16 protein-coding genes are annotated in these 18,083 nt (G+C 73.5%); 12 read left to right on the top strand and 4 right to left on the bottom strand.

Annotated features, from left to right (window positions below; genetic code table 11):
* Positions 1–52: 52 nt before the first annotated feature.
* From ACFYM2_RS16635 to ACFYM2_RS16655, 5 genes are read left to right on the top strand one after another with little or no spacing between them, the layout of a single operon-like run.
* Entirely contained in the window at positions 53–1,009 is a 957-nt protein-coding gene (locus ACFYM2_RS16635) for a cobalamin biosynthesis protein (RefSeq protein ID WP_388836840.1), read from the top strand.
* Positions 991–2,532 (top strand): cobyric acid synthase, encoded by a 1,542-nt coding sequence (locus ACFYM2_RS16640; RefSeq protein WP_359003239.1) that lies wholly within the window; start codon positions 991–993, stop codon positions 2,530–2,532. Before ACFYM2_RS16635 ends, ACFYM2_RS16640 begins: the two co-directional genes overlap by 19 nt.
* A 53-nt stretch (positions 2,533–2,585) precedes the next feature.
* Positions 2,586–4,631, top strand: coding sequence for a putative cobaltochelatase (locus ACFYM2_RS16645; RefSeq protein ID WP_388457407.1), 2,046 nt, complete (start codon positions 2,586–2,588; stop codon positions 4,629–4,631).
* Positions 4,631–5,239, top strand: coding sequence for a cob(I)yrinic acid a,c-diamide adenosyltransferase (gene cobO, locus ACFYM2_RS16650; protein ID WP_388836844.1), 609 nt, complete (start codon positions 4,631–4,633; stop codon positions 5,237–5,239). Before ACFYM2_RS16645 ends, cobO begins: the two co-directional genes overlap by 1 nt.
* On the top strand, positions 5,233–6,612 hold the full coding sequence (locus ACFYM2_RS16655; protein ID WP_388457404.1) for a cobyrinate a,c-diamide synthase: 1,380 nt from the start codon (positions 5,233–5,235) through the stop codon (positions 6,610–6,612). Before cobO ends, ACFYM2_RS16655 begins: the two co-directional genes overlap by 7 nt.
* A gap of 5 nt (positions 6,613–6,617) precedes the next feature.
* Here ACFYM2_RS16655 and ACFYM2_RS16660 read toward each other — a convergent pair whose 3' ends face one another.
* A complete protein-coding gene (locus ACFYM2_RS16660) occupies positions 6,618–7,340 on the bottom strand; it encodes a ZIP family metal transporter (RefSeq protein ID WP_359003231.1) in 723 nt (240 codons plus the stop codon).
* An 88-nt stretch (positions 7,341–7,428) separates the two neighbouring features.
* Between ACFYM2_RS16660 and cobC the strand changes: the two genes are divergently transcribed.
* On the top strand, positions 7,429–8,982 hold the full coding sequence (gene cobC / locus ACFYM2_RS16665) for an Rv2231c family pyridoxal phosphate-dependent protein CobC (RefSeq protein ID WP_388837136.1): 1,554 nt from the start codon (positions 7,429–7,431) through the stop codon (positions 8,980–8,982).
* 441 nt (positions 8,983–9,423) lie between these two features.
* Here the strand turns inward: cobC and ACFYM2_RS16670 are convergent, their stop codons facing one another.
* The gene (locus ACFYM2_RS16670) at positions 9,424–10,392 is read right to left on the bottom strand and encodes an SCO1860 family LAETG-anchored protein (protein WP_388836847.1); all 969 of its coding nucleotides are present in this window, start codon (positions 10,390–10,392) and stop codon (positions 9,424–9,426) included.
* Positions 10,393–10,780: 388 nt separating this feature from the next.
* Positions 10,781–11,866, bottom strand: a complete 1,086-nt coding sequence (locus ACFYM2_RS16675) for an amidohydrolase family protein (protein WP_388457401.1) — start codon at positions 11,864–11,866, stop codon at positions 10,781–10,783.
* Positions 11,867–11,943: 77 nt separating this feature from the next.
* Here ACFYM2_RS16675 and ACFYM2_RS16680 point away from each other — a divergent pair, with 77 nt between their 5' ends.
* From ACFYM2_RS16680 to ACFYM2_RS16705, 6 genes are all read left to right on the top strand, one after another.
* Positions 11,944–13,041 (top strand): pyridoxal-phosphate-dependent aminotransferase family protein, encoded by a 1,098-nt coding sequence (locus tag ACFYM2_RS16680; protein WP_388836850.1) that lies wholly within the window; start codon positions 11,944–11,946, stop codon positions 13,039–13,041.
* Positions 13,042–13,383: 342 nt separating this feature from the next.
* The gene (ectA, locus tag ACFYM2_RS16685) at positions 13,384–13,905 is read left to right on the top strand and encodes a diaminobutyrate acetyltransferase (RefSeq protein WP_350229652.1); all 522 of its coding nucleotides are present in this window, start codon (positions 13,384–13,386) and stop codon (positions 13,903–13,905) included.
* Complete coding sequence (ectB, locus tag ACFYM2_RS16690) at positions 13,902–15,170, top strand: diaminobutyrate--2-oxoglutarate transaminase (RefSeq protein ID WP_388836853.1); 1,269 nt, start codon at positions 13,902–13,904, stop codon at positions 15,168–15,170. Before ectA ends, ectB begins: the two co-directional genes overlap by 4 nt.
* A gap of 114 nt (positions 15,171–15,284) precedes the next feature.
* A complete protein-coding gene (locus ACFYM2_RS16695) occupies positions 15,285–15,689 on the top strand; it encodes an ectoine synthase (RefSeq protein ID WP_350229654.1) in 405 nt (134 codons plus the stop codon).
* 2 nt (positions 15,690–15,691) lie between these two features.
* Positions 15,692–16,552: an ectoine hydroxylase gene (thpD, locus tag ACFYM2_RS16700; protein WP_350229655.1), complete on the top strand. Its 861-nt coding sequence runs from the start codon at positions 15,692–15,694 to the stop codon at positions 16,550–16,552.
* Between the two features lie 96 nt (positions 16,553–16,648).
* Positions 16,649–17,317 (top strand): hypothetical protein, encoded by a 669-nt coding sequence (locus ACFYM2_RS16705; protein ID WP_388457396.1) that lies wholly within the window; start codon positions 16,649–16,651, stop codon positions 17,315–17,317.
* Here the strand turns inward: ACFYM2_RS16705 and ACFYM2_RS16710 are convergent.
* Positions 17,292–17,993, bottom strand: a complete 702-nt coding sequence (locus ACFYM2_RS16710) for a hypothetical protein (RefSeq protein ID WP_359003317.1) — start codon at positions 17,991–17,993, stop codon at positions 17,292–17,294. The two genes, ACFYM2_RS16705 and ACFYM2_RS16710, sit on opposite strands and share 26 nt — an antisense overlap.
* Between the last annotated feature and the right edge of the window lie 90 nt (positions 17,994–18,083).

Genomic DNA, 18,083 nt, shown 5'->3' on the forward strand with positions numbered 1-18,083 from the left:
CCTGCCCACCGAGACTTTCCGGCCCCTTCCGCGACGCCCCGGCGCGCTGAGCATGCGGGCCGATCGCACCTTCGCCCACGGCGTCACCGCCGGTCTCGTCGCCGACCTCCTGCTCGGCGACCCGCGCCGGGGCCATCCGGTCGCCGCGTTCGGCCGGGCCTCGGCCGCCGTGGAGCGCGCGCTGTGGCGCGACCACCGGGGCCGGGGCGCGCTGCACACCCTGATCTGCGCGGGCGGCGCCACCGCTGGCGCGGCCCTCCTCTCCCGTGCCCTGCGCGGCCGCCCCCGCGCGAGCCTGGCCCTGACCGCCGCCGCCACCTGGACCGTGGTCGGCGGCACCTCGCTCGGCCGCGAGGCCCGGGCCATCGGGGGTGCGCTCGCCGCCGGCGACCTGGCGGCGGCCCGCGAGCGCCTGCCGCATCTGTGCGGCCGCGACCCGCGGTCCCTGGACGCCGACGGCGTCGCGCGGGCGGTGGTCGAGTCGGTCGCCGAGAACACCTCCGACGCCGTCGTCGGGGCCCTGGTGTGGGGCGCGCTCGCGGGCGTGCCCGGTCTCGTGGGTTTCCGGGCGGTCAACACGCTGGACGCGATGGTCGGGCACAAGTCGGATAAGTACCGCAAATATGGCTGGGCTTCGGCACGCCTCGACGACGTGGCGGGCTGGCCGGGTGCCCGGCTCACCGCCGTCCTCGCGGCGCTCGCGGGCCCCGACCCCCGGGGCGCGGTACGGGCCTGGCGCGCCGACGCGGGCCGCCACCCCAGCCCCAACGCGGGCCCGGTCGAGGCCGCGTTCGCCGGCGCGCTCGGCGTGCGGCTCGGCGGCACGCTCTCCTACGCGGGGCGCATGGAGCATCGGCCGGTCCTGAACGCGCCGGGCCGGGCCGTCACCGTCGCGGACATCGAACGGGCCGTACGGCTCTCGCGCCGGGTCAGCTGGCTGACGCTGGCCGCCGCCGTGGCGACGAGGGCCGCTGTGAGGAAGGGACGTACATGGGTGGCGGGCTGCTGATCGCGGGCACGACATCGGACGCGGGCAAGAGCGTCGTGACGGCCGGGATCTGCCGGTGGCTGGTGCGCCGGGGCGTCAAGGTCGCGCCGTTCAAGGGCCAGAACATGTCGCTGAACTCGTTCGTCACGCGTGAGGGCGCGGAGATCGGCCGGGCCCAGGCGATGCAGGCACAGGCCGCCCGGGTGGAGCCGAGCGCGCTGATGAATCCGGTGCTGCTCAAGCCCGGCAGCGACCGCTCGAGCCAGGTCGTCCTGATGGGCAGGCCCGTCGGCGAGCTGAGCGCCCGCGGGTTCTTCGGGTCCCCGGGCCCCGCGTCCGCCACCGCGCCGCACCGGGGCGGCCGCGAGGCGCTGCTCGGCACCGTACTGGACTGCCTGGCCGAGCTGCGGGCCACGTATGACGCCGTGATCTGCGAAGGCGCGGGCAGTCCGGCCGAGATCAACCTGCGGCGCACCGACATCGTCAACATGGGCATCGCGCGGGCCGCCCGGCTGCCGGTCGTGGTGGTCGGCGACATCGACCGGGGCGGCGTCTTCGCCTCGTTCTTCGGCACGACGGCGCTCCTGAGCCCCGAGGACCAGGCGCTGGTCGCCGGCTACGTCGTCAACAAGTTCCGGGGCGATGTGACGCTGCTTGAGCCCGGCATCGAAATGCTGCGCGGCCTCACCGGACGCCACACCTACGGGATCCTGCCCTACGCCCACGGCCTCGGCATCGACGAGGAGGACGGGCTCAGGGTGTCGATGCGCGGCGCCGTGCGCGAGTCGGTGGTGGCGCCGCCCGTCGGCGAGGACGTGCTGCGGATCGCGGTGTGCGCGGTGCCGCTGATGAGCAACTTCACCGACGTGGACGCCCTTGCCGCCGAGCCCGGCGTCGTCGTGCGGTTCGTGGACCGGCCCGAGGAACTGGCCGACGCCGACCTCGTGGTGGTGCCGGGCACGCGCGGCACCGTGCGCGCCCTGGAGTGGCTGCGCGAGCGCGGTCTGGCCGCCGAGATCGCCCGCCGGGCCGCCGAGGGCCGCCCTGTGCTCGGGATCTGCGGCGGGTTCCAGTTGCTCGGTGAGCACATCGAGGACGACGTCGAGTCACGGGCGGGCTCGGTGCCCGGGCTCGGCCTGCTGCCGGTGCGGGTGCGGTTCGCCGCCGAGAAGACCCTGGCGCGGCCCGTCGGCACGGCGCTGGGCGAGCGCGTCGAGGGGTACGAGATCCACCACGGCGTCGCCCAAGTCCTGGGCGGGGAGCCCTTCTTGGACGGCTGCCGGTCCGGCGCGGTGTGGGGCACGCACTGGCACGGCTCCCTGGAGAGCGACGGCTTCCGGCGCCGCTTCCTCGCGCGGGTCGCGCGGGACGCGGGCCGCCGCTTCGTGCCCGCGCCCGACACTTCCTTCGGGACGCTGCGCGAGGAACAGCTCGACCGGCTCGGCGACCTGATCGAGGAACACGCCGACACCGATGCCCTGCTGCGGCTGATCGAGCAGGGCCCGCCCAAGGGCCTTCCCTTCATCCCGCCCGGAGCGCCATGACCACCCCCCCTGCGCCCGCCGCGTACAGCACTACTCCAAGGAGAGATCGGCACATGAGCACTCGGTATCCGTTCACCGCCGTCGTCGGCATGGACGACCTGCGCCTCGCGCTGCTCCTGAACGCCGTCAGCCCCGCCGTGGGCGGTGTCCTCGTGCGGGGCGAGAAGGGCACCGCGAAGAGCACCGCCGTGCGCGCGCTCGCGGATCTGCTGCCCGAGGTCGCGGTCGTGCCGGGCTGCCGCTTCAGCTGCGACCCCGCCGCGCCCGACCCGGACTGCCCGGACGGGCCGCACGAGAACGGTCCCGGCGCCGCCCGCGCGGCCCGCATGGTCGAGCTGCCCGTGGGCGCCTCCGAGGACCGGCTGGTGGGCGCGCTCGACATCGAGCGGGCACTCGGCGAGGGCGTGAAGGCCTTCGAGCCGGGCCTGCTCGCGGACGCCCACCGCGGCATCCTGTACGTCGACGAGGTCAACCTGCTCCACGACCACCTCATCGACCTGCTGCTCGACGCCGCCGCCATGGGCTCCTCCTACGTCGAGCGCGAGGGCGTCTCGGTGCGGCACGCCGCGCGGTTCCTGCTCGTGGGCACGATGAACCCCGAAGAGGGCGAGCTGCGGCCGCAGTTGCTCGACCGGTTCGGCCTGACCGTCGAGGTCGCGGCCTCGCGCGAGCCCGAGCAGCGCGTGGAGGTGGTGCGCCGCCGCCTGGCGTACGACGACGACCCGGCCGCGTTCGCCGCGCGCTGGGCCGACGAGGAGGGCGCGCTGCGGGGGCGGATCGTGGCGGCGCGGGAGCTGCTGCCCTCGGTCGTGCTCGGCGACGCGGTCCTTCTCCAGATCGCGGCGACCTGCGCCGCGTTCGAGGTGGACGGCATGCGCGCCGACATCGTGATGGCCCGCACCGCGACCGCGCTCGCCGCGTGGGCCGGGCGCACCGAGGTGACGAGCGAGGACGTCCGGCAAGCGGCGCTGCTCGCGCTGCCGCACCGGCGCAGGCGCAACCCCTTCGACGCGCCGGGCCTGGACGAGGACAAACTCGACGAGACCCTGGAGCAGTTCCAGGGCGACGAGGGCGCCGAGAGCGACGACGATCCCGACCCGGGCCCCGAGGGCCCCGGCGGCGGGGGCGGGGGCGGCGGGGTGCCGCCGCAGGGCGACTCCCCCGAGAGCCCCGCCGACTCCCCCGAACGGGACGGATCGCCGGACTCCCCCGACGACGCGCGGCAGCCCGCCGCTCCCGCCCCGGCCCAAGGGCCCGGCGAGCGCGCGGCGGTGAAGGCCGCCGAGCCGTTCCGTACGAAGATGCTGAGCGTGCCCGGGCTCGGCGAGGGCGCGGCGGGCCGGCGCTCGCGAGCGCGCACCGACCACGGCCGCACCACCGGTTCGCGCCGGCCCCAAGGGGCGCTGACCAAGCTGCACTTGACGGCGACCGTGCAGGCGGCCGCCCCGCACCAGCGGGCCAGGGGGCGCTCGGGCCGGGGCCTCGTGGTGCGCCGCGACGATCTGCGCCAGGCCACCCGCGAGGGCCGCGAGGGCAACCTCGTGCTCTTCGTGGTGGACGCGTCCGGTTCGATGGCGGCGCGGCAGCGGATGAGCGCGGTCAAGGGCGCGGTGCTCTCGCTGCTCCTCGACGCCTACCAGCGCCGTGACAAGGTCGGCCTGATCACCTTCCGCGGCAAGGACGCCGAGCTCGCGCTGCCGCCCACCTCGTCGGTGGACGCGGCGGCCGCCCGGCTCGAAACGCTGCCCACGGGCGGGCGCACCCCGCTCGCGGCGGGGCTGCTGCGCGCTCATGACGTGCTGCGGGTGGAGCGGCTTCGCGACCCCTCGCGCCGCCCGCTGCTGGTCGTCGTCACCGACGGCCGCGCGACGGGCGGCCCCGAGCCGGTGGCGCTGGCCGGACGGGCCGCGCGGCTGCACGCCGCCGAGGGCACCGCGTCGGTGGTGGTGGACTGCGAGTCGGGGATGGTGCGGCTCGGGCTCGCGGGCGAGCTCGCGCGTGAACTGGGCGGCAGCGCCGTCACGTTGGACGAGCTGCGGGCGGACTCCATCGCCGGGCTCGTCAAGGATGTCCAGGGAACTTCGAGGAAGGCCGCGTAATGCCGCAGGGACAGGTCAGTGTCGTACCCGAGGACGGTCTGACGACCCGTCAGCGCCGCAACAGGCATCTGGTCATGGTGCACACGGGCGTCGGCAAGGGGAAGTCGACGGCGGCGTTCGGGATGGCGCTGCGCGCCTGGAACCAGGGCTGGCCCGTCGGGGTGTTCCAGTTCGTGAAGTCGGCCAAGTGGAAGGTCGGCGAGGAGAACGCGCTCAAGGTCCTCGGCGCCTCCGGCGAGGGCGGCGTGGTGGACTGGCACAAGATGGGCGAGGGCTGGTCGTGGATCCAGCGCGAGACCGCCGAGGGCGAGCCGACCCACGAGGAGAAGGCCCGCGAGGGCTGGGAGCAGGTCAAGCGCGACCTGGCCGCAGAGACGTACAAGTTCTACGTGCTCGACGAGTTCACCTATCTGCTGCACTGGGGCTGGGTCGACGTCGAGGAGGTCGTCGCGGTCCTGCGCGAGCGCCCCGGCACCCAGCACGTGGTCATCACCGGCCGCAACGCCCCCGGGCAGCTGGTGGAGTTCGCGGATCTGGTCACCGACATGTCCAAGGTCAAGCACCCGATGGACGCCGGCCAGAAGGGCCAGCGGGGCATCGAGTGGTAGCACGTCTCGTCATCGCGGCCCCCGCGTCGGGCAGCGGCAAGACCACCGTGGCGACGGGCCTGATGGCCGCGTTCGCGCGCTCCGGGCTCGCCGTGTCCCCGCACAAGGTGGGCCCCGACTACATCGACCCCGGCTACCACGCGCTCGCGACCGGACGCCCCGGCCGCAACCTGGACGCGTACATGTGCGGGCCCGAGCTGATGGCCCCGCTGTTCGCGCACGGTTCGCGCGGCTGCGACCTGGCCGTCGTCGAGGGCGTGATGGGCCTGTACGACGGGGCGAGCGGGCTGGGCGAACTCGCCTCCACCGCCCAGGTCGCCAAGCTCCTGCGCGCCCCGGTGGTCCTCGTGGTGGACGCCTCCTCGCAGTCGCGTTCGGTGGCCGCGCTCGTGCACGGCTTCGCGTCCTGGGACCCCCAGGTGCGCATCGGCGGCGTGATCCTCAACAAGGTGGGCTCCGACCGGCACGAGGCGCTGCTGCGCGAGGCGATGGAGGACGTGGGCGTGCCGGTCCTCGGCGCCCTGCGCCGCGCCCCCCAGGTCGACACCCCCTCCCGCCACCTGGGCCTGGTCCCGGTCGCGGAGCGGCGTACGGACGCGGTGGACGCGGTGGCGGCGATGGGGGAACAGGTGCGGGCGGGCTGCGACCTGGAGGCCCTGCTCGCGCTGGCGCGGTCGGCTCCGCCGCTGGACGCGCAGCCGTGGGAACCGGCCCCGGGCCCCAGCTCCGGAACCGGAACCGGAACCGGAACCGACTCCGGGACCGGGACGCGGCGGCCCGTCATCGCCGTCGCCGGCGGCTCCGCCTTCACGTTCTCCTACGCCGAGCACCCCGAACTGCTCGCCGCCGCCGGCGCGGACGTCGTCACCTTCGACCCGCTCAAGGACGAACAACTCCCCGACGGGACAAGCGGGTTGGTGATAGGCGGCGGCTTTCCCGAGGTGTACGCGGCCGAGCTGTCCGCCAACGAACGACTCCGCGAGGCCGTGACCGAGCTCGCCCGCTCGGGGGCGCCGGTGGCCGCCGAGTGCGCGGGCCTGCTCTACCTGGCCCGCTCCCTGGACGGGCTGCCCATGTGCGGGGTGCTCGACGCCGACGCGCGGATGTCGGGCCGCCTCACCCTCGGCTACCGGGAGGCGGTCGCGGTGGCCGACAACAGCCTGGCCGTCGCCGGGACGCGGCTGCGCGGCCACGAGTTCCACCGCACCGTCATCGAGCCGGGCGCGGGCGAGGACCCCGCGTGGGGCGTGGTGCACCCCGAGCGCCGCGTCGAGGGCTTCGTGCGCCGAGGTGTGCACGCCAGCTATCTGCACACGCACTGGGCGGCCCGCCCGGAGGTGGCCCACCGGTTCGCGGGGGCCTGCGCGCGATGACGTACTCATCCTGCGGCGCCCACCACCAGCCAGATGAACCCCACGCCCGCGACGGTGCACAGCAGCGTCGACAGGGCGGGGTGCTCGTGGTGGGCCTCGGGAAGGATCTCGGCGGCGGCCAGGTAGAGCAGGACGCCGCCGAAGAAGCCCAGATACCCGCCGAGCAGCTGCTCCGGAAGGGTGAACAGGAGGGTCGAGGCGGCCCCCGCCATCGGGGCCAGCGCGTCGGCGAACAGCATCGCGAGCGCCTTGCGCTTCTCGTTCCCGTACAGGCTCGTGATCGTGTACGTGTTGAAGCCGTCGGCGAAGTCGTGGGTGATGACGGCGAGGGCCACCGCCACGCCCATCCCCGCGCCCACCTGGAAGGCGGCGCCGATCGCGACGCCGTCCATCAGGCTGTGGCCGACCATCGCGGAGGCCACCGTGACGCCCACCTGCGGCGCCCGGTGCTCGCCCGCCCCGTGCGCGGCCTGGCGCACCGCGAGCACCCGCTCCACGACGTGCGCGAAGAGGAAGCCGGCCACGAACAGGAGCAGCGCGCGCGGCACCCCGAAAAGGTCCTCGCCCGTCGCGTCGAGGGCTTCCGGCAGCAGGTCGAGACCGACCACGCCGAGCATGAGGCCGCCCGCGAGGCCGAGCACCAGATGGCGCCGGTCGGTGACCCGCTGGGCGGTCCAGCCGCCCACCAAGGTCATCAGGAACGCGCCGAGCGCGACGAATACCGCCATGGGCCCTTGCTAGCCGAGGGTGCCCGTACTCCGCATGTCCACTCCCTCCCGCGCCGCCCCGCGCCGGCGCTCTGAGCGGGTGCCCGGCATGACGGCGTCGGACCCCTCCCCCGGCCCGGGCGCAGGCGGTGGCGGGGGGCCACTCGTCGTGGGTGTCGGCGCCTCCACGGGCGTGTCCGCCGGCGAAGTGCTCGCGCTGATCGGGGCCGCCCTGTCGCGGGCGGGGCTCGATCCCCGTGCCGTCGCGTCCCTCGCGACCCTGGACACCAAGGCGCGCGAGCCCGGGATCGTCGCGGCCGCCGCGCGGCTCGGGGTGCCCGTCCTCACCTACAGCGCCGCCGAGCTGGCGGCGGTCGCGGTGCCGAACGGCTCGGCGGCGGCGCTCGCGGCGGTCGGCACACCGTCCGTGGCCGAGGCGGCCGCGCTCGCCGGCGGCGGCCAACTGCTCGTGCCCAAGCAGAAGTCGAGCGGCGCGGGGGGTCCCGCCGGGGCGACGTGTGCGATCGTACGTCGACCCCACCTCCGGCCGTCCGCCGACGGGCGCGACGCACCCCCCACCAGGAGCGAGGAAGCCATGCCCATCCCCACCACCGAGGTCCCCCTCGATCTGCGCCACCACGGCGACGCCGAGGTACGCGACGACGGCGGCACGCTGACCGATCTCGCGGTGAACGTACGCACCGGCACTCCCCCGGCGTGGCTGCGCGAGCGGATCGCCCAGTCGCTGACCGGGCTCGCCGCCTACCCCGACGGGCGGGCCGCGCGCGCGGCGGTGGCGGCGCGGCACGGCGTCGCTGCGGAACGGGTGCTTCTGACGGCGGGCGCGGCGGAGGCGTTCGTGCTCATCGCCCGCGCTCTGACGTTCCATCACCCAGTGGTGGTGCACCCGCAGTTCACCGAGCCGGAGGCGGCGCTGCGCGACGCGGGCCACGAGGTGCGGCGGGTCCTGCTCCGGGCCGAGGACGGCTTCCGGCTCGACCCCGGCGCGGTGCCCGACGAGGCGGACCTGGTGGTGATCGGCAACCCGACCAACCCCACGTCCGTCCTGCACCCGGCCGCGACGCTGGCCCAACTCGCGCGCCCCGGCCGGACGTTGGTGGTGGACGAGGCGTTCATGGACGCCGTGCCGGGTGAGCGCGAGGCGCTGGCCGGCCGCACCGACCTGCCCGGACTCCTCGTGCTGCGCAGCCTGACCAAGACGTGGGGCCTCGCCGGGCTGCGGATCGGCTACGCACTGGGCGAGCCGGAGACGATCGCGGCGCTCCAGCGCGCCCAGCCGCTGTGGCCGGTGTCGACCCCGGCGCTGGTGGCGGCCGCCGCCTGCGTGGAGCCGCGCGCGCTGGCGGAGGCGGAGGCGGCCGCCGTACGCGTCGCCGAGGACCGGGCCCATCTCCTGGCCGGGCTCGCGGAGTTCGACGAGGTCCGGGTGGTCGAGCCGGCCGCCGGCCCGTTCGTGCTCGTACGGATCGAGGGCGCGGCCGAGGTCAGGGAGCGGCTGCGGGGGCTGGGCTTCGCGGCGCGGCGCGGCGACACGTTCCCGGGCCTGGGCCCGCAGTGGCTCCGCCTCGCGGTCCGCGACCGCACCACGACAAACCACTTCCTCCAATCCCTGGACCAGGCTCTGACCCTGACCCACCCATGACCCCGCAGGGCCGACACGGATGCCAGGGGCCCACCCCGAGCCCCCTCGCACCGAGACCCGCCCGGCCCGACACCGGATGCTCAGGGGCGCGGGGAACTGCGCGAGCACCGACCACAACCCGCACCCGAACGACACCCTCCGGGCCCCCGGGGACGGCGGGGCCAGAAAGGCCCACCCGGGTCAGCACCGACCCCTCAGGGGCGCGGGGAACTGCGCAAGAAGCGACCACAACTCGCAGCTGAACGACAACCCTCGGACCCCGGGGCAGCAGCCCCGGAAAGACCCGCCCGGGTCAGCACCGACCCCTCAGGGGCGCGGGGAACTGCGCAAGAAGCGACCACGACCCGCAGCTGAACGACAACCCTCGGGGCCCGGGGACGGCGGGGCCGGAAAGGCCCGCCCCCGCGCCCCCGGCCGGGGCTGCGCGACGGGCCCGCCCCGTCAGCCCCGCACCCGCCGCCGCGCAGCGACAAGCACGCCCCCCACGAGCAACGTGGCCACACCCCCGACCACGTACGACGTGGCCGAACTCCCCCCGGTCTCCGCCAACTCGGCGTCGGCGACGTTCTGCGTCTTCACCCCCGCCCCCGCCACGGGCACCTTGTCCGGGTCGGCCGCGACAGCGCCCGGCCGGGGCTTGGCGGGCGCCGGCGCCCCCGAAGGCGTCTGACAGGTCGCCTCCGCCAGCGTGACCTCGCCCTCGACGTCGGCGACGTTCAGATGGAGCGGATTGACCGAGACCTTGAGCTGAAGGGCGACGGCCGCCGCCGTCCGCGAGGTGGTCGTGGCCCGGGACAGATCGAGGCCGATCTCGCCGACCCCCGGCACCCGCACCCGCGTCGTACCGCCCGCCGCCAGCGTGACCTTCTGGCCCAGCACCGTCACCGCGCCCAGCACGTTCGACTTGGCGACCGGCGCACGCCCCGCCTCGCAGACCGCGCTGGACGTCACCTCGCCCACCTCCACGAGCGAGAGCAGCGGCAGCCCCGGCAGATGGAGCCGGGCGTTGACCAGCCGGGCGGAACCCTCCGCCCTACTCGCGTCCGCGCTCGCCCTGGACGAGGCGACGTCCGCCTTCAGGACGTCGACGGGGTGCCCGCCGTCGACTCCGTCCAGCTTCACGCTCAGCGCGGTCTTCTCGGCGCTGGCCGGCGCCCGCACCTCGTTGAGCGTGGCCTTCAGCGGCACGTCGAGGGACTTGTCGAGCAGGGAGACGTCGAGCCCCGTGCGCAGCACGACGGCGCTCGCCCGGCCGCCGCCGTCGCCCTGGACGCCGGTGGCGTGCGCCGGCGCGGCGAGCAGCAGCGGACCGGCGGCCAGTGCCACGCAGGACGCGATCGCGAGGGATCGGCGCACGGCGGGCCCGGTGGCCGAACCGTTCGCGGGCAGGCGGAAGTTGTCGCTGTTCAAAGTGGTGGAACCCCCACAGGAGACATGGCTGGCCGGACACCCGCCACGGGGACTCGTGGGATTCGTGGGACTGCCGCGAATCGAGGGGCGCGCCGGCGACTTGGGACACCGGAATCTTTACGCACGGAGAGTGAACTGGCGCTCACACGGCGCCAGTTCACCCCAAAGGGTGGTTTCCGCCCTCATATTCGATTTCTCCGGCACCAGTGCCCCCACGCGTCACCCCCGCCCCCGCCCGGAGCCCCGTACGCCCCCTGCCGCCCCGGCGTTCACCCCGGCGGGCCCATGAAGACCTTCAACGACGCGCCCCCGCCCCGCGTAACGTCCGGTCAACCGGATGACGGACCGGGCCGGACCAGACCAGACCAGGCCGAGCCGGGCCGGGCTCTCAGCCCACCACGCGTCCGTTGAGCACGATCCGGCTCGGCGCCGACAGGACCCGGACGTCCGCGCGCGGGTCCTGGTCGTAGACCACGAGGTCGGCCGGCGCACCCTCCTCAAGGCCCGGGCGCCCCAGCCAGGACCTGGCCCCCCAGGCCGTCGCGGAGAGCGCGTCAAGCGCCGGGATACCCGCCTTGACCAGCTCGGCGACCTCGGCGGCGACCAGTCCGTGGGCGAGCGAGCCGCCCGCGTCCGTGCCGACGAAGACGGGCACCCCGGCGTCGTACGCCGCGCGCACGGTGTCGTAGCGGCGCTCGTGCAACCGCCGCATGTGGGCGGCCCAGTCGGGGAACTTGGCCTCGCCGCCGTCGGCCATGTGCGGGAACGTGGCGATGTTGACCAGCGTCGGCACGATCGCCACGCCCCGCTCGGCGAAGAGCGGGATGGTGTCCTCGGTGAGACCCGTGGCGTGCTCGACGCAGTCGATCCCCGCCTCGACCAGGTCCCGCAGCGAGTCCTCGGCGAAGCAGTGCGCGGTGACGCGGGCGCCGAGCCGGTGGGCCTCCTTGATCGCGGCCTCCACCTCGCCGCGCGGCCAGCAGGGGGCGAGGTCGCCGACGGCCCGGTCGATCCAGTCGCCGACCAGCTTGACCCAGCCGTCCCCGCGCCGCGCCTCGCGCGCCACGTACGCCACGAGGTCGCCCGGCTCGATCTCGTGCGCGTAGTTGCGGATGTAGCGGCGGGTGCGGGCGATGTGCCGGCCGGCGCGGATGATCTTCGGCAGGTCCTCGCGGTCGTCGATCCAGCGGGTGTCGGAGGGCGAGCCCGCGTCCCGGATGAGCAGGGTCCCGGCGGCGCGGTCGGTCAGGGCCTGCTGCTCGCTCACGTCGTCGGGGACCGGGCCGTGCTGGTCGAGGCCGACGTGACAGTGCGCGTCGACCAGGCCGGGCAGCGCCCAGCCGGTCACGGTGACGGCCTCGCCCGGTGGCCGCTCATAGGTGATCCGCCCGTCGACCGCCCACAGTTCCTCCCGTACGTCCTCGGGCCCCACCAGGACGCGTCCCTTCACATGCACCACCGTGCGATCACTCATGCCCAGCACTGTACGAGGCGCTGGGTAGTCTCCCCCCAGAGGATCGAACACCCGAGCTGACCGAAGAAGGCACCGCCGTGACACACCCCCTCCTGGACCTCGCCCCGCTGACCGCAGGACGCTTCGCGGCGATCGAACGCCGGGTGGCCGCGCTGCTCGCCACCGAGCACGATGTGGTGATCACGCAGGGCGAGGCGCTGCTCCCTCTTGAGGGCTGCATCCGGGGCGCCGCCCGCCCGGGCTCCACCGCGCTCAACGTGGTGACGGGTCCCTACGGGCAGACCTTCGGCGACTGGCTGCGCGACTGCGGGGCCGAGGTCGTCGACCTGGAGGTGCCCTTCCACACGGCGGTGACCGCGGCGGAGATCGATCGAGCGCTCATCGATCATCCGGAGATCGATTTCGTTTCGCTCGTGCACGCGGAGGCGGCGACCGGCAATACGAACCCGGTCGCGGGGATCGGTGAGGTCGTGCGGCGGCACGGCGCCCTGTTCATGCTGGACGCGGTGGCGTCGGTGGCCGCCGAGCCGCTGCTCGTGGACGCCTGGGGCGTGGACCTGTGCGTGATCGGCGCGCAGAAGGCGATGGGCGGCCCGGCCGGCGTCTCGGCCGTCTCGGTCAGCCCCCGCGCCTGGGAGCGCCTGGCCGCCAACCCCAGCGCGCCGCGCCGCTCCTACCTCTCGCTCCTCGACTGGAAGCAGCGCTGGATCGACGCCGGCCGCACGGCGCTGCCGCACGCTCCGGCGCAGCTGGAGATGCTGGCGCTCGACGCGTGCCTCGACCGCATCGAGACCGAGGGCCTGGCAACGGTGATGGCCCGGCACGCCTCGGCGGCCGCCGCGACCCGGGCCGGCGCCCTGGCGCTGGGCGGGGGCCTCACTCCGTACGTCCACGAGGCCCCGGACGCGGCTCCGGTGGCCACCACCCTGCGGGCGCCCGAGGGGGTCGACGCGTCCGAGCTGGTCACAAGGGCGCTGGACGCCGACCCGTCGCTGCCCCTGATCGCCGGCGGAGGGGCGCTGGCCTCGACGATGATCCGGGTCAACCACTACGGCGTGGCCGCCACCCGTGAGGTGGTGCGCTCCTCGCTCGCCGCGCTCGGCACGGCGCTCGGCGCGTACGGGATCACGGTCGATCAGGAAGCCGCCGACGAGGCCGTCCTCGAAACCTGGTGACACTTGCCTGGTGACACTCGCGCTGCGGCCCTCCGGCACATAAAGCTCAGACGCATAAAGCACAACTGAATTCCACAATACGTTCCACAGAACGGGAAGCTGCTTATTCACCGCAGCTTCCCGTTTTCTTCTGCCCCGGCCTCTCCGCCTCAAACGCACGGATTTCAACAAGGTTTCCGGCTCGTTCGGCGGGTGTGATCGACTCCACAACCGCGCCCTTTTGTCCGGTAATACCCGGACAAACCGGTTCGCGCGCATGCTCGCGTGATAACACGGATGCCGCCGATGCACACCCCCTCACGGGAATGCGATTTCAATTTCCGGTCGGTAAATTCCCTCGGCATGACCGCCGCGCAAACAGCAGTCCGAATCGAAAGCCCACGAGTGGAGGACGGAGCCGCGATCTGGCGTATTGCCCGTGACTCCGAGGTGCTTGACCTCAACTCCTCGTACAGCTATCTGCTCTGGTGCCGCGACTTCGCCCGGACCTCCGTGGTCGCCCGTGGCGAGGCCGGTGAGCCGATCGCGTTCATCACCGGCTACGTACGGCCCGAGCGGCCGGACACCCTGGTGGTCTGGCAGGTCGCCGTCGACCACGCCCACCGGGGCCAGGGACTCGCCGGGCTGCTGCTCGAAGCGCTCACCGCGAAGGTCACCGGCTCGCACGGGATCACCCGCGTGGAGACCACGGTGTCGCCGGACAACACCCCCTCCGACCGGCTGTTCACTTCGTACGCCACGCGCCGCGGCGCCCTGCTGAGCCGTGAAGTCCTTTTCGACGCCGGGCTGTTCCCCGACGACGGGCACCAGCCCGAAATCCTCTACCGCATCGGCCCCCTCCACCCCCAGGGAGAAACGCTGTGACCATCACCCCGCCCGCCCTCAGTGTCTTCGAATCGCTCGAATCGGAGGTACGCAGCTACTGCCGCGGCTGGCCCGCCGTGTTCGACCGCGCGCAGGGCGCCCGCCTCACCGACGAGGACGGCCACAGCTACCTGGACTTCTTCGCCGGCGCCGGCTCACTCAACTACGGGCACAACAACCCCGTGATGAAACGCGCGTTGCTCGACTACATCGAACGTGACGGCATCACGCACGGCCTCGACATGGCGACGACCGCGAAACGGGCGTTCCTCGAGACCTTCCAGAACGTCATCCTGCGACCGCGCGACCTGCCCTACAAGGTGATGTTCCCCGGCCCGACCGGCACCAACGCCGTCGAGGCGGCCCTGAAGCTGGCCCGCAAGGTCAAGGGGCGCGAGTCGATCGTGTCCTTCACCAACGCCTTCCACGGCATGTCGCTCGGCTCGCTCGCCGTCACCGGCAACGCCTTCAAGCGGGCCGGCGCCGGCATCCCGCTGGTGCACGGCACCCCGATGCCGTTCGACAACTACCTCGACGGTCAGGTCCCGGACTTCCTGTGGTTCGAGCGCCTGCTGGAGGACCAGGGCTCGGGCCTCAACAAGCCCGCCGCCGTGATCGTGGAGACCGTGCAGGGCGAGGGCGGCATCAACGTGGCCCGGCCCGAGTGGCTGCGCGCGCTGGCCGATCTGTGCCGGCGCCGCGACATGCTGCTCATCGTCGACGACATCCAGATGGGCTGCGGCCGCACCGGCGCCTTCTTCTCCTTCGAGGAGGCGGGCATCGTGCCGGACATCGTCACCGTCTCCAAGTCGATCAGCGGCTACGGACTCCCGCTCTCGCTCTGCCTGTTCAAGGGCGAGCTGGACGTGTGGGAGCCCGGCGAGCACAACGGCACCTTCCGCGGCAACAACCCGGCGTTCGTCACAGCGACCGCCACCCTTGAGGCGTACTGGGCCGACGGCCAGATGGAGAAGCACACCCTGGCGCGCGGCGAGCAGGTCGAGCAGGCGCTGCTCGCGCTGTGCACCGAGCACAGCCGCCTCGGCGTGACCTACCGGGGCCGCGGTCTGGTCTGGGGCCTGGAGTTCGCCGACCCGGCCCGTGCCTCCGAGGTCTGCGCCCGCGCCTTCGAGCTGGGGCTGCTCCTGGAGACCTCCGGCCCCAAGAGCGAGGTGGTCAAGCTGCTTCCGCCGCTGACCATCACGCCCGACGAACTGGACGAGGGCCTGCGCACGCTGGCCCGCGCGGTGGCCGCGACCGTCTGACCCGGCCCGGCCCGGCGCGCCGTGGCCGCACGTCCAGCAGTACAGACACGCACACAGCCGTACAGATACGTACGAAATCGCACGAAGACGTACAGAGAAAGGCAGCAACTCACTGTGATTGTCCGCTCGTTCAAGGACATCGAGAACACCGACCGCCACGTCAAGGCCGCCTCAGGGACCTGGGAGAGCAAGCGGATCGTCCTCGCCAAGGAGAAGGTCGGCTTCTCCCTGCACGAGACCGTGCTCTACGCCGGAACCGAGACCTCCATGTGGTACGCCAACCACATCGAGGCGGTCCTGTGCACCGAGGGCGAGGCCGAGCTCACCAACGAGGAGACCGGCGAGACCCACTGGATCGCGCCGGGCACGATGTATCTCCTGGACGGCCACGAGCGCCACACCCTGCGCCCCAAGACCGACTTCCGCTGCGTCTGCGTCTTCAACCCGCCCGTCACCGGACGGGAGGACCACGACGAGAACGGCGTCTACCCGCTGCTGACCGAACCCGAGGAGGGCTGACCATGACCGCCCAGGATCTCTACCCCACGCGTGGCGCCGCCGAGGTGGTCACACCCCGCCAGGACCCGGTGGTCTGGGGACCGTCCGCCGGGCTCGAATCCTTCGAGCGGGACGGCTTCCTGTCGATCCAGGATCTGCTCACCGACGACGAGGTGGCGGTCTACCGCGCCGAACTCGATCGATTGATCGCCGATCCGGCCATCCGCGCCGATGAGCGATCGATCATCGAACCGCAGTCGCAGTCCGTGCGTTCGGTCTTCGAGGTGCACCGGCTCAGTGAGCTGTTCGCCCGCCTGGTCGCCGACGAGCGCGTGGTGGGCACGGCCCGTCGCATCCTCGGCTCGGACGTGTACGTCCACCAGTCGCGGATCAACGTCAAGCCGGGCTTCGGCGCGTCGGGCTTCTACTGGCACTCCGACTTCGAGACCTGGCACGCCGAGGACGGTCTGCCGAACATGCGCACGGTCTCGGTCTCGATCGCGCTGACCGAGAACCACGACACCAACGGCGGCCTGATGATCATGCCCGGCTCGCACCGGGACTTCCTCGGCTGCGCGGGCGCCACCCCGAAGGACAACTACAAGAAGTCCCTTCAGATGCAGGACGCGGGGACGCCGTCCGACGAAGCGCTCACCAAGATGGCCGACCGCCACGGCATCAAGCTGTTCACCGGCCGGGCGGGCTCGGCGACCTGGTTCGACTGCAACGCGATGCACGGCTCGGGGGACAACATCACCCCGTATCCGCGCAGCAACGTCTTCATCGTCTTCAACAGCGTGGAGAACGCGGCGGTGGAGCCGTTCGCGGCGCCGATCCGGCGTCCGGAGTTCATCGGAGCGCGGGACTTCACACCGGTGAAGTGAACGACCTCAAGGCCGGGGGTCCGGGGGCTGTCCCCGGACCCCGGGCCTGGGGGCCGTTCCGCTGCCCTCAGCGAAGATCGTTGGTACGGTCGCCCCATGTCCATGGTCGATGAACCTTCCCGAACGCCCGTGACCGCCGCCGACGTGGAGCACGCGGTACGTTTGTCGGTCACCGCGCTGCGCGCCGGGCTCCAGGCGGACTGGAGCGCGAAGGCGGGCACGCTGGAGTGGGACTGCTGGGAGACCGTCGAGCACCTGTCGGACGACCTCTTCGCCTACGCCGCGCAACTGGGCCCCGCCCAGCCCCCACTCGACGGCGACGTGCCGTTCCTGTGGGAGGCCAGGCGCCCCGGCGGGCCCCGCAACGCCGTGCACGCGGACCACGCGGCGGGCCCGGCCGGGCTCCTTCAGACCCTGGAGGCGTGCGGCGCGCTGCTCACCGCCATGGTGCGCACCGCATCGCCCGACGTACGCGCCCACCACTGCTTCGGCGTCTCGGACCCCGAGGGCTTCGGCGCGATGGGCATCGTGGAGACGCTGCTGCACACGCATGACGTGGCGCAGGGACTCGGCCTCGCCTGGACGCCACCGGCCGGCCTGTGCGACCGGGCACTGGCCCGCCTCTTCCGCGACGTGCCCGCCGACCCGGACCGCTGGCGGGTGCTGCTGTGGGCGACAGGCCGCGCGGACCTGCCCGAACGCCCCCGCCCCACCACCTGGCGCTGGTACGCCGAACCCCTCACCCCCGGCACAGCCACACCCTGAGCGCCCCCACCCCCGCGAAGCCGACGCGCCGCGCCGAGGCCAGGTCCTCGCCGCTCTCGTAGCCGACGACCGCTCGGCCCGGCCAGCGGCGGGCGACCGTGGCCAGGCAGCCGGCCCAGGCCGCGTCCTGGTCGCCGTCGACGGCATAGAGGTTGGAGATGCCCACGACGCCCGTGCCGGTGCTGGCCACGGCTCCCGCCCGCACCCGCCCGTGCTCGTCACGGTCCACCAGGAAGGCGTGGCCGGGCACGCCGAGCAGTCCCGGCGGGAAGAGACCCGCGCTCCGCCCCGCCGACCAGGCTCGTTCCCATGCCGCCAACTCGCCTTCGTCCGCGACGAGTTGCCAGCCCCCACCGGCGGCCTCGGGCGCCGCCCGGTGGATCCATCGGGCCTCGAAGAGGACGTCGAACCCCTCGCCCGTCAGGTCGAGCGCCGCGAAGCTGTCCTTGACGGTGGCGCCGGGCGCCGTGAGGTCGATGCGCCCCACGATGTCCCGGGGCGAGGCGTCGGGGGTGAGCGTCACCGCGTCGGGATAGTAGAGCGGCGTACGGCGTGGGCTGGTCCAGGCCCGGGGCCCGGTTTGCCCCGTGATGCCGTGCGCGCGGCAGAGCGCGGCGCACCACGCGGCGTTGTCACGGACGGCTTGGCGCGTGGGCTCACTGTGCTCGGGGTCCATGGTCACGGCCCGATCCTGACGGTCAGGCGGGGCCGTGACCAGCGATTTTCCCGTGCCGGGCGGGCCGGGGGCGGGAGACCGAGTGAGCCG

It is taken from the genome of Streptomyces sp. NPDC006711, from assembly GCF_042869775.1.
Taxonomy (GTDB): domain Bacteria; phylum Actinomycetota; class Actinomycetes; order Streptomycetales; family Streptomycetaceae; genus Streptomyces.

What these genes read in the sequence shown, in the direction of transcription:
- ACFYM2_RS16635 (WP_388836840.1), top strand. Translation starts at nt 53, where the DNA reads ATGCGGGCCGATCGCACCTTCGCCCACGGCGTCACCGCCGGTCTCGTC.
- ACFYM2_RS16640 (WP_359003239.1), top strand. Translation starts at nt 991, where the DNA reads ATGGGTGGCGGGCTGCTGATCGCGGGCACGACATCGGACGCGGGCAAG.
- ACFYM2_RS16645 (WP_388457407.1), top strand. Translation starts at nt 2,586, where the DNA reads ATGAGCACTCGGTATCCGTTCACCGCCGTCGTCGGCATGGACGACCTG.
- cobO (WP_388836844.1), top strand. Translation starts at nt 4,631, where the DNA reads ATGCCGCAGGGACAGGTCAGTGTCGTACCCGAGGACGGTCTGACGACC.
- ACFYM2_RS16660 (WP_359003231.1), bottom strand. Translation starts at nt 7,340, where the DNA reads ATGGCGGTATTCGTCGCGCTCGGCGCGTTCCTGATGACCTTGGTGGGC.
- cobC (WP_388837136.1), top strand. Translation starts at nt 7,429, where the DNA reads ATGACGGCGTCGGACCCCTCCCCCGGCCCGGGCGCAGGCGGTGGCGGG.
- ACFYM2_RS16675 (WP_388457401.1), bottom strand. Translation starts at nt 11,866, where the DNA reads ATGAGTGATCGCACGGTGGTGCATGTGAAGGGACGCGTCCTGGTGGGG.
- ectA (WP_350229652.1), top strand. Translation starts at nt 13,384, where the DNA reads ATGACCGCCGCGCAAACAGCAGTCCGAATCGAAAGCCCACGAGTGGAG.
- thpD (WP_350229655.1), top strand. Translation starts at nt 15,692, where the DNA reads ATGACCGCCCAGGATCTCTACCCCACGCGTGGCGCCGCCGAGGTGGTC.
- ACFYM2_RS16705 (WP_388457396.1), top strand. Translation starts at nt 16,649, where the DNA reads ATGTCCATGGTCGATGAACCTTCCCGAACGCCCGTGACCGCCGCCGAC.
- ACFYM2_RS16710 (WP_359003317.1), bottom strand. Translation starts at nt 17,993, where the DNA reads ATGGACCCCGAGCACAGTGAGCCCACGCGCCAAGCCGTCCGTGACAAC.